We start from the raw sequence: 18,364 nt of genomic DNA, 5'->3' as shown, positions 1-18,364 counted from the left end.
CTAAAAACCTAATTAATTTTTAGCATCCCTTTCCTTTATATAAACCTCTCGTATTCATCTAGAGAAGAAATATTTTTAACAAGTGCCTTAATGTCCTGACATCTTTCCTTATTACATACTAAAAGTACATCCTCAGTATCAACTATTAAAATATTATCAAGTCCAATTCCAGCTACAAGCCTTTTATCTCCAAGTATTGTAGTATTCTTAACATCTAAAAGGCTTACATCCTTAGCAGATATAACATTCTCATCCCCGTCCCTATCTAGGAATCTTTCCATAGAAGTAAAACTCCCTATGTCATCCCATTCAAATGAAGTTTCAAGAACCGCTCCCCTGTGGGTTCTTTGCATTATACCAAAGTCAATTGATATACCATCTATTTTCTTATATTCTTCCTCTATAACTTCATTTTCCCTATCTGTTCCAATATATTCATACATTCTCATTAGGGACTTATAATGGTCTGGTAGATACTTTTTTATTTCCCTAAGTAATCTATCAGCCCTCCAAATAAACATACCACTATTCCAAAGATAACTTCCCTTTTCAATAAAACTCTTAGCTACTTCTATATTTGGCTTTTCTACAAACCTTTTTATTTTGTAGGTCCCATCATTAATAGGATTTCCTTTTTCTATATACCCATATCCAGCCTCTGGTCTATTAGGATTTATGCCCATTGTAACTAAGTAATCTCCATCTCTGGCCATGGCTATCCCCCTTTTAAGGGTGTCCTCAAACTCTTTCTGCCCTAAAATAACATGGTCTGATGGAAGTACTACCATAACAGCCTCAAAGTCCTTTTTTAGCAGCTTAATAGCAGCTAAACCTATACATGAAGCTGTTTCTTTATTACATGGTTCTTTATATATATGTTCATCATCAATGTCTAGTAGCTCTTTAATTATTGGTACATAGTCTTGGTTAGTTACAATTCTTATTTTTTCCTTATCTATAACATTTAGAATCCTATCAATTGTGCACTCTATCATGGTTTTATCCCCAACAGTTTTTAGAAACTGCTTTGGAAGATGCTTTCTAGACTTTGGCCAGAATCTAGATCCTAGTCCCCCTGACATAATAACCCCATAAACCATATAATCACCTCGCATATATACATAATATGATTAAGGTGTATTTTTTGTTACTTTTTAAAATTTTTATTTAACCTTAATAATATCAGTTTAATAAATAAGTCAGAGTCTATATTAAGTTTTCCTATAAATTATATATACTTACTAAATCCCTATATTATTCTAAAAAAAACCACACATTTTTTACATATATGTGGGGCGTATAATTTATTATTAATTTTACTAAAAAACATGTATTTATATATCAAACTCTTTTCTAATTTCCTCATATAAATAGGTTTTATAAAATATTAAAGCTAGGATATTTTATTTATAATCCTAGCTTTAATTTATACAAACTATATTTATTTTAACCTTCATCTATTATAATTCCTGCTCCATCTAATGTGAAGTACATTGTTCCATTTACTACTTTATCCCTATTAGCTACAATTCCATTTTTAATTCTTATTTTCACCCTATCACTCTCTGTAAGATCTGCTATTATATTTTCTCCTATTATTGTTTTAGTATTAGTACTTCCATCCTTACTGATTCCAACAAGCTTTAGGATTGTTTCAGCTTCTGAAAAATTAAGCAAATACATAAACACACTTCCGCTTCTCGTTGTTGAAAACCCTATCTTATCTCTCCCTAGTTCTATATCACTTTTATTTAAATGGAAGTTATTTGAGGTTTCAAATACCTTGTCACCATTCTTCATTACTTTATAACAAATACCTGATTCACCTATAACTTCCTTAACCATAAAATTCCCTTGAAGTATTACCTCTCTATCCTTATTAAACATATTACAGTCATATATAAAAGGTGCATATTCGCTTAATATATAATTATTTTTAATTTTTTCATATTTTAATATTGATGTAACAGTATTCGGGTCAGTTATCATATTATTATCTATTTTTGCTCTAAAGCAAAAACCCCCTATAACTACCATAAGACTAAGTACAACTCCACTTATACCTAGGAATTTAACATATCTATCCTTCAGTTCCATAGACATCCTCCCCATACATTACTATAATTCAAAATTATACCAAAATCACCTATTAGTAACAAGATAATTCATTTTACAAAAAAACCTATACATATTCGACAATATGTATAGGTTTTATCTACCTTTGTTAATTATTATATTTTTTAATTTCCCAGTGAAGGTGTTATATCTACCTTAGGTATGGCTTCCCCATTTATTGTAGTTTTACCATCCTCATCTACCTTGTTATTTCTTACAATCAGTATTTCAACTCTTCTATTTTTAGCTCTACCATCTGGAGTTGAATTATCAAATTTAGGTTGATACTCTGCAAATGCCTGAGTAGAAAATTTTTCAGGAGATAATCCTGCATTTTTCACCATAAACCCCATAACATTTAAGGCACGGGCTGAACTTAGCTCCCAGTTATCCTTATATCTTGGATTGCTTATAGGAATATTATCAGTATGCCCTACAATTCTAATATCATTATTAAATGACTTTATAGAATTTGATATTCCAGTTAATACAGGATAAAAACTTTCAAGTACCTGTGCATCTCCAGAATTAAAAAGTGCTGTATCTTGAACAGAAATCAAAAGTCCTTCCCCATTAAGTTCTACCTGAATTTTATCGTTATATCCGTTTTTCTTTATTTCATCTTCTAATAAACTTTTAGCTGATATCATTTGATCTTGCTCTACAACGCCACTTATAGCTCCCCCACCTGGTATTGGTGTACTTCCATTTTCCTTAAGAAAGCTAGATCCCCCAGCAAATACAGCATTAAATTGTACAGCTGCTTTTTCTAGTTTTTCGTTATCTACCTGACTCATGGCAAACATTACAATAAATAGTGCTAGTAGTAGAGTTAGCATATCTGAATAAGGTAATAACCAAGTCTCATCTATATGTTCCTCATGATGCTTCTTTTTCTTACTCATAACTTTAATCTCCTTTGATTACTCGTTACTACTACTTGTTCTATTTTTCTCATACTTTTCCCTATCCTTAGGTCCAAGTAGTGCCACAAGCTTCTTCTCAATAGAATTAGGGTTAACCCCTTGCTGGACTGCTATTGCACCTTCCATAATTATCTGCATCTTATTAGCCTCAATTTGAGACTTTCTCTTAAGTCTTGTAGCAAATGGGTGACATACAACGTATCCAACAAAAATACCATAAAGTGTTGCAACAAAGGCTGCAGCAATCATATGTGCAAGCTTCTCAGTATCATTAAGATTACCAAGCGCTCCTATAAGCCCTACAACCGCACCAAGAACCCCAAGTGTTGGAGCTGCACTTCCTCCTGTTGTAAAAATCATAGCCCCTGCACGGTGTCTTTCTTCCATATACTCAATTTCATCAGTTAACACTTCTCGAACATATTGTGGGTCTGTACCATCAACTATCATTTCAAGTGCCGACTTCATAAACTTATTGTCTATATTTTCAATAGCAGCTTCTAGTGATAAAAGTCCATTTTTTCTAGTTTCCTTAGACATATTAACTAGCTTGTCTATTAATTCACCTGGGTCATCATCCTTTTTATCATTAAATAATACCTTTAACAGCCTTGGTATGTTAAGAAACTCTTCCTTAGGGTATGAGTTCATAACAGCCGCAAGTGTTCCAACAAGTATAATAATAGCAGCCGCTGGGTTTAAAAGTACTAAAATATCTGCACCCTTAACCATCATACCAACAACAACAGAAAGTAAACCAGTAATTAATCCTATAATTAAAAATATATCCATATCTCACCTCGTAAATAAATCGCTATTTCTAATATATCGACCATTTTTATATACACAATATATTAAAATTCAACAAATATACTAAACCACCCAAAAAACCTACATTTTATTAAATGTAGGTTGTATTATCCAACTAAGTTTTTTATATACTATACTTACCCCTCGGGTTTTTAAATTTTCTTCTTTGACTTAAATATTTAGGAGACTTAAGCCTTTTATGTACTAATGTTAATACAGCAATAATTCCTATAATCCATATATTACTTTCCCCAATTGACTCCTCTAGTAGAACAATTTTAAATGAGAAGGTAGTAACTATTAATAATATTATTATTTCACAAACAGCAATAGATGCAAAGGTTGTATACTCCTTTTCCCTTATAAGCATTACTACATTATATATACAAATCCCCCATCCAAGTAGAATAAGAGCTGTTGTTATAATCCTAAGTCCTATAGTTGGTATTGTATCTGTAAACATTAGTATAAGGACTGTTAAAATCACCATAGAGAATCCTACAATTCCCTTTAAATTATCCTTAGCCATATAATCCCTCCTAAATTCCCAATACTATATTAATTCAACTAATACCCTCTAATACCTTTAAGCAAATTAACCCTTTTTCCACCCTTTTCCAACAAACTAAAAAAGGGCAATCTCTAGTTGAGAAAGCCCCTTCTAATTTTATTCTAATTATTAGCTATTGCCTTTTTAAATTCCTTATTTAGGAAGTAAGCAAGAGTAATTGTAACCATTACTGTAATTAGGTCTGTTGCTGCCTGTGCATACATTACTCCATATAGCCCCTGTGGAATTTTATATGGTAGTAGTGCTTGTGTAAACCCTAGCACACCAGGGAATCCAATAAATAGTTTAGGCAGTACAATAACCATTGGTATGAAGATTAGTGTTTGTCTTCCTAGAGTTAGCATAAGAGCCTGCTTAGCCTTACCTAGTGACTGGAATAGGTTAGTATATAGTAGTGTAAATGCTACAAACGGTGTCATTATTGTTACACCCTTTAGGTAGTTAACTCCAAGTTCAAATACAACCTGATCCTTAGTAAATATTCCTATAAACATACCTGCTGTAGTTTGTAGTACTACTAGGAAGAATACTGCAAGTGATACCATAACTATAGTTGAGAACTTAACTGCTTTTTTAAGTCTTTCTATGTTACCAGCACCGTAGTTAAATGCTGCAAATGGTTGAAGACCCTGTACAAATCCCATAAATACATATGAAGGAATCATATTAATCTTGTTTACAATTGCCATAGCTGCAACCATTGAAGCTGAACCATAAGTTATAGCTGCAAAGTTTAGCATACCGAAAGTTACACTTGATAGGAACTGCATTATAAATACTGGGCTACCAATCTTAAGGATCTGCTTGTAAATCTCTTTGTCAGCTGAAAGTTTCTTACTAACCTTGTTTAATCTAATTGTAAGAACACTCTTACCTCTTAAGAAGTAACTTATTAGGAATAGTGTTGCGCATCCTTGAGCTACTATTGTAGCAAATGAAGCTCCACCTACACCCATGTCTAATGTAAAGATAAATATAGGGTCTAGTATTACGTTTAGTATTGAAGCCATTCCTATTGAAATCATACTAATTTGTGGTTTACCCTCTGCTCTAATAACATTGTTAAGTACCATATTAATCATTAGGAATGTTGCTGCAACAATTATCCATCTAGTATACTCTACCGCATATGGTAGAACTTCAGGAGTTGCTCCCATTGATCTTAGAATTGGTTCAATAAATATTAGTCCTAAAATAGTAACTATTGTTGATATAATAAGTGACCATGTAACAGCTATTGAGGCTGTTTTGTTAGCCTGTTCTTCATTAGAAGCTCCAAGACTTCTTGAAATATATGAAGCTGAACCAACACCTATCATAAGTCCCATACCTGTAATAATCAGTAGTATTGGGAATCCTATAGAAACAGCACCCATTGCTAGGGTATTGTTAAGCTGTCCTATAAATATTACGTCTACAAAGTTATATATTGCATTTACTAGCATGGCAAGTATTCCTGGTATTGCTAGCTTTGTTAATGATCCTTTTACATTATCGTTATCTAATATCTGCATCTTATTGTTCTTTTGTGCATTCATTTTTCTCACGTCCTATTCATTTAAATCTTATCCATTGTATTTTTTATATTTTAAAGCTTGTGTACCCATCATCTACAAATACTACTTGGCCATTAATGCCACTTGCTTCTTCCTTAGCTAGGAATACTACAACATTTGCAACCTGCTCAGGGTCTAGTATTTCATGTCTCATATGCATATTCTTAAGATACCCAAGTATCTGCTCACCTAGCGCCTCAACCATTGGTGTTTTTATAGCGGCAGGTCCTACCCCTACAACTCTTATTCCATGTGGTGCAAGTGCATGTGCCCCGCTTTTAGTTAGCATTTCAACTGCTGCCTTACTTGCTGTGTATCCTATTGTTGAACCACCAGCCATTCTCGCTGCAATTGATGCTGTATTTATAATAGTTCCACCTTTTTTCATATCAACTAGTCTCTTACCAAATATATGCATTCCGTTAAACACACCATGTTGATTAATATTAACAACATTTAGGTAATCCTCCTCAGTTTGCTCAAGGAATGGCTTATTTAATGTAATACCTGCGTTATTAAATAATATATCTGCTGTTCCAAAATCCTTAATTGTCTTATCAATCATATTTTCTACACTTTTATATTCAGCTACATTAACTGCTACATATGAAGTATTAACTCCAACTTCTCCAAGTTCTCTAGCAACCTTTTCAGCTTTTTCCTCTGTCGTACCAGCTATCATTACCTTAGCTCCCTCTTTAAGAAACTTCTTTGCTGTAACCTTCCCGATTCCACTTGTAGCACCTGTTATAATTACTACCTTTCCTTTTAGTGACATATCTTTCAACTCCTCTTTTAACTTATATTTATATGTATCTATTTATAATTTCGATTATACCGAATGTCTTTCGATAATTTATACTTTTATTCTACAACATTTTTGAAATATGTCAACACTTTTTTCAGCATTTACAAAAACAGTTCGTTATTATCGAAAATATATGTTATATTATTATTAACCTGTGTTTATTGTATGCAAAAAGTGTATACTATATAATGTATATAAAAGGAGGGTTTTCTATGAAAACAATTCAATCAATCGATAGAGCAGTTATGGTTTTAGATTGTATATCAAAAAATAACAACAAGCTTAAGCTAACTGATATTAGTGAAATGCTTAACCTTAAAGTAACTACACTTCATGGAATAATATCAACCCTTGAGATTGCAGACTTTGTTACTAAAAATCCGGAAACAAACAAGTATTGTCTTGGTATTAGACTTTATGAACTTGGTAATATATATGGAGAAAGTATATCAATTTCCAAAACAGCTGGACCATATTTACAAGCACTAGTAGAAAAATACTCAGAAACAGTACACCTTGCAGTTCCTACAGGACAAAGTGCTTCATATATAAAGGTAATTGAATCACCACACCCTATTAGACTAGGTTCACAGGTAGGTACACGTGATTCACTTCTAAACTCAAGCGTTGGTAAAGTTATACTTTCTAATTCATCTGATAAATTTATTAATAAATTTATTGAAGACTATAAAGAAAACAATATAGATTTACCTGGTTATACTATTGAAGAAATAACAGATATGATTAATGATATTAAAGCTAAGGGCTATGGATTCCATTCCTATTGTGAGGGAAACTGTTTCAACTGTGTTGCAGTTGCAATCAAAAACTCATCTGGTACCGTAGTTGGAGCAATAGACATAAGCGTTCCTATATTTAGATGGAAAGATGAAATGCTTGACTCTATGAAAACAGATTTAATAGCCATGGCTAGCCTAATGTCAACAAAACTATAAAATAAAAGAGTCTATCTCAAAATAAATTTGAGGTAGACTCTTTTTTTATGATGCTTTTTTCTGTGATGATGATTTTTTTGCAGCTATGTATGAAAGTAGTATACTTCCTGCAAGTAAAGAAAATATAACCATTAATGATACCACTATTGGTATATGTATGTTAAACATTAAAACCGCTAGCTTAATACCTGTAAATGTTAGTATTAATGCTACTCCGTGCTTAACATACTTAAAGTTCTCATTTACACTAACTAAAACAAAGTATAAACTTCTAAGTCCAAGTATTGCAAATATATTAGATGTATATACAATAAAGGGATCTGTTGTTATTGAAAATATTGCTGGTATAGAATCTATTGCAAATATTACATCAGACCCCTCAATTAAAAACAGTATTGCAAATAGTGGTGTTGCATATAGTATTCCATTCTTTCTAACAAAGAACTTTTCACCTTCTAGATTTTTAGTAATTGGAACTATTTTTGATAGAATCTTAATAAAGACGCTGTTTGAATAGTCCTTTTTCTCATTTTCCTTATCTGCAAGCATTTTAATTCCACTATATATTAGTATGAATCCAAACACATATAGTATCCAGCTAAACTGGTTAACTATACTAACTCCTAAAACTACAAATATAAGTCTTAATATTATGGCTCCTGCTATTCCATAGTTAAGAACTCTTCTTTGGTATGCAGGTGGTACATTAAAGCTTTGGAAAATTATTAAGAATAGGAATAGATTATCAAGACTTAAACTCTCCTCAATAATATATCCTCCAAAGTATTCTAGGGCTTTATCTGCACCCATAGTAAAGTAGATTCCAATATTAAAAATCAACGATAGTGAAATCCAAAATACTACCCATCTTATTGCCTTTTTAGTTTCCATTTTTTCCTCCAAAACTAAGAGCTAAACTCTCTTACTTCTAACATATTTTTATTTAAGCTATAAAAGACTTTCTGGTTGCTCATAATCATATCTATAAACACCTCACAAAGAAGCGGATCAAAACTTTTTCCCTTGCCTTCTCTAATTCTTTCTATAGCAACTTCTAGCTTGTACTTATAATCTCCATTAATATATGAGGTTAATCTATCAAACTCATTTATTATAGCTATAATTCTAGCAAAATACGGTATATCCTCCCCACTTAATCCATATGGAAACCCTAGTCCATCATATCTTTCATGGTGATGAAGTATTGCAGTTGCAACCCATTCAAGCTGCCTAATCCCCTTTACAATTTCAGCCCCTTCAATTGGGTGAATCATAAACTCTACTTCCTCATTTTTATCATAGTCATACCCTTTTTGCAGTATATCCTTTGGAAGAACTATTTTACCTATATCGTGTAGATAAGCAGCATATCTAAGTGTCTTATTATCCTTTTCACAAAGGTTAAGTTCCCTAGACATCATATCCGCATACATAACCATTCTTTGACTATGGCCTAATGTATAGTCATCCTTAGTATTAATAGCACTCATGATTGACTTTAAACTTGAGTAAAATTCAGGCTGTTCATTTAATACATCAGTTCTAATCTCTTCTAATATAGAATCATATATTTCAACCCTATTACGTCCTAGAAATTTTGCCTTATATAATGCATCATCAACCCTATTTATAAGTTCACGTGTATTACTAGCCTTCTCTGGGTAACAACATACGCCAACTGAAACAGTAACCCTTATTGGATTATCACTTTCTTTATAGTAAAAATGATGGCTCTCCACTAAACATCTCAGATTTTCTCCAATTAATGCAGCTTTTTCCGTACAAGCATCCTTAATTACTATAACAAATTCTTCTCCACCAAATCTAGCTACTAAATTATTTTCTCCTGAATGTTTTTTAATCAGATGGGCTATTTCCTCTAATACCTCATCTCCAAAACCATGACCATAGGTATCGTTAATACTTTTAAAGTAGTCTATATCAATTAAAAGTACAGATATTGGCCTGTTATTTATGTCTGCCTCTTCTATACTTTCCTTTAAAAAACTATTAAAAAATCTTCTATTATAAACCTTTGTTAGATAATCCACATTAGCATCCCTAGTAATTCTATCCCGAGATTTTGCTTCACTATCAACAAAACATCTTAACAGCACAGTTATAGCAATAAATCCTATAGCTAGGGGTAGGTCATTTACCACCACTTGACTAAAAGACTTATAATAACTAAAACTACTACCTATAACAAATATACTATTATATATAGACACCCCGTAGGATATCATAGCATCCCCTTCAATTGATACTAATATAGTTATTAATATTAATAAAAATCTATAATTGCTAAATATTCCACCACTTAAATATATAAGCATGCTTACTATTATAACAAGTACAAAATACTCACAAAATTCAAAGGTTGTCCTATTCAAAAAGTTAAAAAAGCTCCTGTCTAGGGAGATATTCACAAGATAAATAATTGCAAGGGAAAAACAAATAAAGCCTAATATTAATGGCTTTAATGCCTCAAAATACACAACTATTTGAAAGCTTGTTCTAACAAATATAATTCCACTTAAAATAAATATAAGTATCTTAACACTTGTTACAGCTTTATTTATAGACTGGTCTCTTTTTATATCCCTATGATACATATCTACCACCCTCTAACAATGCTTATTTCCTTTCCATATTAATATATTATTAAAACTACCCTAATATATTACCTATTTTTGATTTAATTTACATATTATATAATTATTATAACAATATAAAACACATTATCAATGTATTAATAATAAAAAATATCATTTTATTCCAATTCAAGAGGTATAGTAAAATAACTAAATTTATAGATCCTAATATTACATAAGATAACCTCTACTATCACGACTAAACATTAAAAAGAGGTTATTCCAAAATTCATTAACTTTGAAATAACCTCTAAATTTTTATTTATTAAATTTCATTTCTACTTTAAATAGATCTCCATCAATCGTAATATTAAGATCTCCACCATGTAAAGACACAAAGCTTTTTGCAATTGCAAGGCCAAGTCCTGAACCTTCAGTATTTCTAGATCTATCTCCACGAACAAATCTTTCTGTTAGGTCATTTGGGTTGTAGTTTATTTCCTCCCTAGTAATATTTTTAATAGTTACAAAGACCTTTTCTTCCTCTTCTCCTATATCAATGTAAACCCTTGATCCTTCAAGTGCATACTTAGTTGCGTTAAGAATTAGATTCTCAAATACCCTAAATATCCTCTGACCATCTAACCTAGCTACTACCTTCTGGGATTCAAAATTAGCCCTAATTTGAAGATTTGATTCAGAAATCTTATCATCAAGCTCAAGTAATGTTTGCTTCATAAGTGATACAATATCTACTTTTTCTAGGTTAAGACTAATATTTCCACTTGTAGCCTTACTTACCTCAAATAAATCATCGATTAAATATTGAAGTCTTAGGGTTTTTCTATCCAATACCTCAAGATACTCTAATCTCTTCTCCTCTGATAGGTTCTTATCTCTTAAAAGATGAACATAGGTAACTATCGATGTTAGTGGTGTTTTAAGGTCATGTGAAACATTGCTTATAAGCTCTGTTTTCATAGTTTGACTCTTAACTTCCTTAATAACAGATTCTTTAAATCCAGTTTGTATACTTTCAATCTGTTCCTTAAATGGTTCAAACACTCCAAGGTCACCCTCAATCTTAACATCAAGGTTACCCTTAGCAATCTTATTAGTTGCCTCAAATAGCTTATTATACTTCTCTCGAATACTATTTGTGTAACGCCTTAATATAATAAATAAAGCTATACTGTAAACAGCAGCTGCACCAATACCAAAGAACCATATACTACACATTAAACTAACAATTACAAAGTTAATAATAACCAGCGATAGTATTCTCTTATTATTCTTTTGTCTAAAGTCTATATTAGTGTAATACACCTTAAACTTTGTTAGTAAAGGCTTACACTTACTAAACAATGTGTATCTTCCCATATATTCCTTAAATCCAATATGTTTAATGTACTTAAGTGTTATAGTAAATATAAATATTATACTTAAAGCTATAAACCAATAAACAACATTAGCAAGGAATATTCCAACCTGACTTTCACCTATTTTGCCAAGACTAAATATATAAACACTGTATAACTTACCTGTAATGCTTTGTCTAACCATCTCATAGGAATATGAAACCTCAGCATAAACAAAGAAAAGAGCAATTAATAATAGTTCAAATGGCATCTTCATTAATCTTACAATAACAATTGATTCAAAAAATCTTCTTATTGGTATAATTAAAGCTGCTACTATAACCACTAAAACAGCCATACCCGCGAAGACTCCTACAGCATCTCTATATGCATAATGATCTCTATCATAGGCTATATTATATATTGTATCAAAATACTTAATATTTTTAGGAACTGCATATGCTATTTTCATATTCTTTATATCACTTAAGAAAGTTGATTCATATTCTAGTCTATATCCTGTTGTAAAGTTTTCAGGATTAGCTCCCTTAATATCTAGTATCTTCATTCTTCCAGCTTCGTCATACTCAATAACTATGGAAAATGAATAACTATTTTTTAGTTTGATTGCCTCAGATGACCTATAATCCTTAACTAGATTCTCTAAATCCCCTACAGCATAACTATCTACTGCTCCTGTTTTAGTATCAACAGCATAGAATTCAAGATTTCTTAGATTCTCCTTCATATATTTTTCCCATCCATAAAACAAGCTGTTTATGTATGACTTAGGATCCTCTTTAACCTCTTCTCCTAGATGATAATTCTCTGGAGGGGGACTATATAAATAATCTCCAGGTTTTATTGCGTCATTTTTCTGTGACTTCTTGTATATGTTGTTATATATTACATAGGAGCTTTTTGCAAGTTCTGAGCTAAAGCTTGAATCATCAAAAACATTTTCCCTACTTCTTTCAACTATACTCTTTACATTAGGGTATACTGTAGGCATTATAATTGAAACAGCTAGTATTATCCCTATACATATTGGTAAAATTCCTTTGAATTTACTCTTTATCGATTTTGTATCCAATTCCCCACACCACCTTTAAATATCTTGGATTTTTAGGGTTAATCTCTATTTTCTCTCTTATATTTCTTATATGAACCATTATTGTATCTGTATTAACAGCATTGTCTCCCCATACCTTTTCATATATCTCATCTGCAGAAAAAACATGTCCTAAGTTTTTCATAAATAATGTAAATATTTTAAGTTCAATTGGAGTTAACTTAATATATTCTCCATCAACTGTTACAGACTTAGTATCCTCATTAAGTTCAAGTCCCCCTACCCTATAAACATTATCCTTCTTAGGAGATTCTATCCCAGTATATCTTGTATAACGTCTAATCTGCGAATTAACCCTAGCTAACAGCTCTAGTGGTCTAAATGGCTTAGTAACATAATCATCGGCTCCTATATTAAGTCCCATTATCTTATCTACCTCCTCAGACTTTGCAGAAAGCATAATAACAGGAAACTGATGATTCTCACGAAGCCTCATTACAAATGTTATACCATCCATAACAGGCATCATAACATCTACTATAGCAAGGTCTATTTCTTCAGCATCTAGTATCTTTAGTCCTTCAGCTCCATTTGAAGCAATAAAAACACTATATCCCTGGTTTATAAGATATGCCTCTATTCCCTTTGCAATATCTATTTCATCCTCAACAATAAGAATATTTCTATCCATAGTCCACCTCTTACTTTCTATTTTGTAAACTATTATATAACAAAAGGCATATCTTTTCATAAAAACTCATACTTAAAAATCCCTTTTCCCTATTAAATCTCATCCTTACCCCCTTGCCATTAATGTTATTACAGCATCTGAAAATAAATATCCAGCTGCTACAAAAGCACTATTCCAAACAATAATTCCAAGACCTGCTGCAACAGTGTACTTAACTGCACTTATCTTACATGCACCTGCTGGTATTGAAATAATAGTTCTAATACAAGGGATTAACTTACATATAAATACTCCAATTGCTCCCTTTTTTCTAATCATTTCAACCTTTGCATTAATTTTAGCCCCCTGCTTTGGAAACTTATTAACTATTTTATCAATTAGGTACATTCCACTAAATCTTCCGATTAAGTAAAGAACAAAACTTGCAAGCATACCAGCTAAAACTGTAACTAAAACAACAAAAAAAATATTAGCGCCATAACTTTTCGCCCATACGCCTGCTAGTGGCATAATAATTCCTGCTGCAAGTCCTGGTACATTTAAATATTCTAAGAAAAATATTATAAAAATAAATAACATCCCGTAAGTTGATAAGTATTCATTAATAGCTGCCATGTCCATAAGTAGTACCTCCGTTTCTTTTATCTTTAGCTTATGAGATTATAATAATACTTAAAAATTAAGAAGGATTATATAAATTTCTAAAGAATTTCTAAAGAATTTAAATTTGTTAGGAGCGGAGCTCTGGGAAATTATATTTAGCCCACTAGGACTAGTGATCTAAATATAATTTTCCCATGAAACCTTTCTCCTATGTTTGTATGGCCCCATGGGGGGGCAGACAGAGTCTGCCTAAAGTTAATGTATTTTATATACAAAGAATGCCCAGAGGGATGCTATATATGTAGGTGGATTTTGTTTTATTTACAAACTTAACTTAGGAATTAAATAGTATACTTATATAGGGATAAACTAATGATAATTTACAGGAGGATTTGTAATGAGAGGTAATCGGTTATTTTTAACCATTGTTATTATTTTAGTAGCTTCTAATTTAAGGGGACCTTTGACTATGGTTGGTCCTTTAATTCCTGAAATGAGGGAAGGATTTACACAGGGAAATTGGTTATTTGGTATTTTAACTTCTATTCCCCTAATAGTTTTTGGATTTATATCTGTTATTGCACCAAGACTTAACGTGAGGTTTGGTCTTAAAAATACTATTATAGGAAGTTTAGTTTTCCTATCACTTGGAATTTTAATAAGATCTAGTGGAAATATTCCTTCACTATTAATTGGTACTATTATTCTTGCTTTAGGAATTGGTATACCCAATGTTTTATTGTCTAGCGTTATAGTTGATAGAGCTAGGGAAAGTGATGTCGGAAGGCTTACTGGAACATTAACAACTACCATGGGACTCTTTGCTGCTCTTGCTTCTGGAAGTAGTATTGCACTTGCTTCAATTGTTGGATGGAAATTAGCCCTTTCTATTTTTATAATTCCATCACTTATCGCTCTTATTGTATGGATAGTATTTAATAAAAAATATCCTAAGAAGCAAGTAGCAAACTCATCTAATGAAAAAATCAAAATATGTAAATTATTTAAAGATAAGCTTGTTTGGCAGGTAACTATATTTATGGGAAGTCAGTCTTGGCTTGCTTATGTTGTTTTCGCATGGGTTCCATCAATATTAATAGATAGGGGTATGAGTCCTACACTTGCTGCGGTATCTTTAATGATAATACAGCTATGTAGCTTACCTGCATCTTTTATTATTCCAATAATTTCAGGCCGTAAAAAAACACAAAGCCGTGATGTTGCATTTACTTCTACACTATCCCTAATTGGATGCTTAACCCTATTTAGCTCTAATATTTATCTTATATTTATTGGACTTGTATTTATAGGAATTGGACAAGGAGCAAGTATAAGTTTTGCCTACCTATTCTTTGCTATGAAGGGGAATAACCCTACTGAAACAGCAACTCTTTCTGGACTTGCTCAAACCATAGGATATTTCTTTGCTGCAACTGGAACACTTTTATTCGGTTCACTTAAAGATTCAACAGGTACATGGACAACCTCCCTAATACTTATGGGACTTATCCACATTTTCTTAATAAGTACAGGAATACTATCCGGTCGCAACAAAAAAATCTCCCTAAATTCTAAAGTAATATAAAAATAGCTGTACATTAACAATTTCAAATTGCCAATGTACAGCTATTTTATATTAAAGTAAAACCTATACACATTATCCCTGCCATTACTAGGGTTTTAATATTAAAAGCAACATCTATATGTCTTTTGATTATAGCCTTTTTCTTTGATAGGGTCTTTATATTACCGTTTTCATCTATTTCACCTGGTATACTTAAAAAATCAATTCCAATAGATATTAAAATCCCTTCTAATATTAAAAATAATCCCTCACCTAATATAATATCTTGAAATTCAAATATAGAGGTTTTGTAAATTACATATCCTATTATCTTTGCTGCAACAAACCATATTACTGCACATATTAAACAGATAAATATATTGCATTTTTTCTTCCCTTTAAAGTAAATCATAATTCTCACCTTCATATGTTTTTGTAAATTATATTATATATTTATAGTAGAATCTTGTTAGAATTTGTTTCCTTTGTAATTTTCACAAATTAATTACAATTACATAATAAAAAAACAAAAATATCCTGTCGAATTAAGACAGGATATTTCTGCATCTATATATTATGTTTTATAACAGGCTGTTAACAGCTTGTTTGCTGCTTCTTTCTCATAAAGCTAAATTCCGCTTTACCAGTGTGAAGCTGCCAGTTATGCCAAAATACAAATGGTATAGCTATAGCTAAGTTAACAAATCCCCAAATTGATAGAACTTGAGGGTTAAACCAAGCTGTTGAATCCATAACACTTAAAATAAATGGTCCAAAACATGATCTTACAATCATATGAGCTGCTAGAGTATACACTCTGGCCATAATATAAAGTTCATGTCTTCTTTTAATAATAGGATAGACTTCCGCAGCAAGCAAAATACACATAGAACTTGCAAAATAATCTGGACTCTCACCATATACAAAACATAAATTCCATGTTGTATATAGGAAATTCCACATAAATGTTGTATAAACAACTAAGTCACACTTGCTATCTGCATTATATGACCAGAACTTAGGTGCAAACGGTATTGTTATACATAAAATTAATCCTACAAGGGCATTTGCATAGTTTCCTAGTCCAACATCCTTTAATGTCGCTTCCATAATATTTAGGAATAGTACTCCATATACAAACCAAAGTGTCCAAGGCTTTCTGATAAATTCCCAAAATCTTCCTTCTTTTTGTTCCTTAAATGAAATTCTACAAAGTCCAACGAAAATAGTAGGTAGAATAACGCTAAGTATCTTAGCCCATCTAAACCATCCTTCTACTCCCCCCATTAACCATAATGGGAAAGTTAAAAGTGATGCTACCCAAATAATACTTGCTACCTTGTATTTTTCTCTCATAAATTCAACAAGAAACATTAAAAATACAAAATAAGTAGCCATGCTTATAACATACTTCCAAACAGGTATGTCCATAAATACACCCCTTCTCATATTTAATTATTTTAGGGTAGTGTTATCATTTTCAAATTGATAAATATATAATGCCTAACAAACTAAACCTACCCTCTGTTTAAATTTTTAATCATCAATACAATGACAAAAACATAACAGTTGTTATGTTTTTAATTATAGCTAATACCCATACTATGTCAATGTATAAATTTTGGTTTTAATTTTAAACAATTACATTAAACTAAAATTTTAAAAAATTAACCTAGTATAAGTTTTTTTCTAACTTTTTAAATATGATAAAATAAACCTAATAAATATTAAGGTGGAGATAATTTGATTAATCAAAGAAAGCAGAAAATACTAGATGGCGCTAAAAAGGCAATTGCAACTAAAGGGATTAAGCATGCCTCTGTTCGTGAAATAAGCAGTGCAGCAGGCATTACAACAGGTGCAATTTATCATCACTATAAATGTAAAGAAGACGTATTATACGACCTTATGGCAGAGAGCCTAGATAAGTCCTCACAGGTACTTAATGAAACTAAAAACAACTCACTTAAAGGTGATAGTGTATTAAATTCAGTTCTAAATGGAGTTCGTGAAAGATTTACTAAGGAAGAAGAAAACAAAATTCAGTTCTACTTAGCTATGACTGGAATTGAAGATAACGAAGAAATAAGAACTAGATTCAAAATCCTATACAGCCAGTGGATAGAAAACATAGAGTCCCTACTTAAGGCAGCCTATGAAAAGGAAGAAATAAAAGATATAAACCCACTTGCAACCTTCCTACTATCTGCAATAGATGGATACATACTACAATACATGCTAGGAGCCAATACCTGTAGCCCTGAAGAATTCACAGCGGTCTACAGTGATATTCTATTTAAAGGCCTTCCTAACATAATCAAATAAAAAATTAATAATTAAAACAAAAAAGTCTAGCAACATAATAAACTGCTAGACTTTTATTTATAAGATATTAAATATCCCTACTTCTTTTTAATCCTAAACAATATCTGACTTTGGCAAGTTCTATGAATTATTAGTTAATCATAGTCTGATTAATAAAATTCATTAATAATTTAACTACTCATTTACCAATAAGTTATAACCTCTAATAACCCCTTTATATCCTTCGGCTATTTAAAGCAGGCTTTAAATAACACCCTTCCAAAAGTAGCAACAAAGTTGCTACTCCCCGTGTCTTTTTCAAAGACACCAACCTCCCCCTATCAACCAATGGGATTGCTTAATAATATCAGATAGTTGTGTCCCTAGAATACCTTAATTTAAAAGATTCACTTTCAGTATAAATTTGATATGTGAT

At 31.5% G+C, this 18,364-nt stretch carries 17 protein-coding genes; 3 read left to right on the top strand and 14 right to left on the bottom strand.

All coding sequences use genetic code 11. From position 1 onward, the window contains the following. Positions 1–35: 35 nt before the first annotated feature. From RR539_RS07840 to RR539_RS07810, 7 genes are all read right to left on the bottom strand, one after another. Complete coding sequence (locus RR539_RS07840; protein WP_332483564.1) at positions 36–1,100, bottom strand: mannose-1-phosphate guanylyltransferase; 1,065 nt, start codon at positions 1,098–1,100, stop codon at positions 36–38. Positions 1,101–1,446: 346 nt separating this feature from the next. Then, entirely contained in the window at positions 1,447–2,097 is a 651-nt protein-coding gene (locus RR539_RS07835; protein WP_332473653.1) for a hypothetical protein, read from the bottom strand. 143 nt (positions 2,098–2,240) lie between these two features. Next, on the bottom strand, positions 2,241–3,020 hold the full coding sequence (locus RR539_RS07830; protein WP_332473654.1) for a flagellar motor protein MotB: 780 nt from the start codon (positions 3,018–3,020) through the stop codon (positions 2,241–2,243). A gap of 18 nt (positions 3,021–3,038) precedes the next feature. Further along, positions 3,039–3,833: a flagellar motor stator protein MotA gene (motA, locus tag RR539_RS07825; RefSeq protein ID WP_332473655.1), complete on the bottom strand. Its 795-nt coding sequence runs from the start codon at positions 3,831–3,833 to the stop codon at positions 3,039–3,041. 142 nt (positions 3,834–3,975) lie between these two features. After that, positions 3,976–4,380, bottom strand: coding sequence for a hypothetical protein (locus RR539_RS07820; protein ID WP_332473656.1), 405 nt, complete (start codon positions 4,378–4,380; stop codon positions 3,976–3,978). A 143-nt stretch (positions 4,381–4,523) separates the two neighbouring features. After that, positions 4,524–5,960 (bottom strand): MATE family efflux transporter, encoded by a 1,437-nt coding sequence (locus RR539_RS07815; RefSeq protein ID WP_332473657.1) that lies wholly within the window; start codon positions 5,958–5,960, stop codon positions 4,524–4,526. A 43-nt stretch (positions 5,961–6,003) separates the two neighbouring features. Further along, positions 6,004–6,756 (bottom strand): SDR family NAD(P)-dependent oxidoreductase, encoded by a 753-nt coding sequence (locus RR539_RS07810; RefSeq protein WP_332473658.1) that lies wholly within the window; start codon positions 6,754–6,756, stop codon positions 6,004–6,006. Positions 6,757–6,998: 242 nt separating this feature from the next. On the opposite strand from RR539_RS07810, the gene RR539_RS07805 reads away from it, so the two are divergent. After that, positions 6,999–7,742, top strand: a complete 744-nt coding sequence (locus tag RR539_RS07805) for an IclR family transcriptional regulator (protein WP_332473659.1) — start codon at positions 6,999–7,001, stop codon at positions 7,740–7,742. Between the two features lie 45 nt (positions 7,743–7,787). Here RR539_RS07805 and RR539_RS07800 read toward each other — a convergent pair whose 3' ends face one another. The 5 genes from RR539_RS07800 to RR539_RS07780 form a co-directional block, all read right to left on the bottom strand. Beyond that, positions 7,788–8,633 (bottom strand): TerC/Alx family metal homeostasis membrane protein, encoded by an 846-nt coding sequence (locus RR539_RS07800; protein ID WP_332473660.1) that lies wholly within the window; start codon positions 8,631–8,633, stop codon positions 7,788–7,790. Between the two features lie 14 nt (positions 8,634–8,647). After that, on the bottom strand, positions 8,648–10,357 hold the full coding sequence (locus RR539_RS07795; RefSeq protein ID WP_332473661.1) for a bifunctional diguanylate cyclase/phosphohydrolase: 1,710 nt from the start codon (positions 10,355–10,357) through the stop codon (positions 8,648–8,650). A gap of 297 nt (positions 10,358–10,654) precedes the next feature. Further along, on the bottom strand, positions 10,655–12,787 hold the full coding sequence (locus tag RR539_RS07790; RefSeq protein ID WP_332473662.1) for a HAMP domain-containing sensor histidine kinase: 2,133 nt from the start codon (positions 12,785–12,787) through the stop codon (positions 10,655–10,657). Then, positions 12,762–13,457, bottom strand: a complete 696-nt coding sequence (locus RR539_RS07785; RefSeq protein ID WP_332473663.1) for a response regulator transcription factor — start codon at positions 13,455–13,457, stop codon at positions 12,762–12,764. Before RR539_RS07785 ends, RR539_RS07790 begins: the two co-directional genes overlap by 26 nt. Positions 13,458–13,562: 105 nt before the next feature. Continuing rightward, entirely contained in the window at positions 13,563–14,078 is a 516-nt protein-coding gene (locus RR539_RS07780; RefSeq protein WP_332473664.1) for a DedA family protein, read from the bottom strand. A 379-nt stretch (positions 14,079–14,457) separates the two neighbouring features. On the opposite strand from RR539_RS07780, the gene RR539_RS07775 reads away from it, so the two are divergent. Continuing rightward, positions 14,458–15,645: an MFS transporter gene (locus RR539_RS07775; protein WP_332473665.1), complete on the top strand. Its 1,188-nt coding sequence runs from the start codon at positions 14,458–14,460 to the stop codon at positions 15,643–15,645. Positions 15,646–15,691: 46 nt separating this feature from the next. On the opposite strand, the gene RR539_RS07770 is transcribed toward RR539_RS07775, so the two are convergent. Both RR539_RS07770 and RR539_RS07765 read right to left on the bottom strand, forming a co-directional pair. Next, the gene (locus tag RR539_RS07770; RefSeq protein WP_332473666.1) at positions 15,692–16,036 is read right to left on the bottom strand and encodes a hypothetical protein; all 345 of its coding nucleotides are present in this window, start codon (positions 16,034–16,036) and stop codon (positions 15,692–15,694) included. Positions 16,037–16,218: 182 nt separating this feature from the next. After that, the gene (locus RR539_RS07765) at positions 16,219–17,055 is read right to left on the bottom strand and encodes a hypothetical protein (protein ID WP_332473667.1); all 837 of its coding nucleotides are present in this window, start codon (positions 17,053–17,055) and stop codon (positions 16,219–16,221) included. Between the two features lie 312 nt (positions 17,056–17,367). On the opposite strand from RR539_RS07765, the gene RR539_RS07760 reads away from it, so the two are divergent. Next, positions 17,368–17,949: a TetR/AcrR family transcriptional regulator gene (locus RR539_RS07760; RefSeq protein WP_332473668.1), complete on the top strand. Its 582-nt coding sequence runs from the start codon at positions 17,368–17,370 to the stop codon at positions 17,947–17,949. Positions 17,950–18,364: the final 415 nt, after the last annotated feature.

Source organism: Clostridium sp. (assembly GCF_036639235.1).
In the GTDB taxonomy this organism is placed as follows: Bacteria; Bacillota; Clostridia; order Clostridiales; family Caloramatoraceae; genus Clostridium_AB.
Note: the sequence above shows the minus strand (reverse complement) of the source record. Positions and strands in the feature narration are given on the sequence as shown.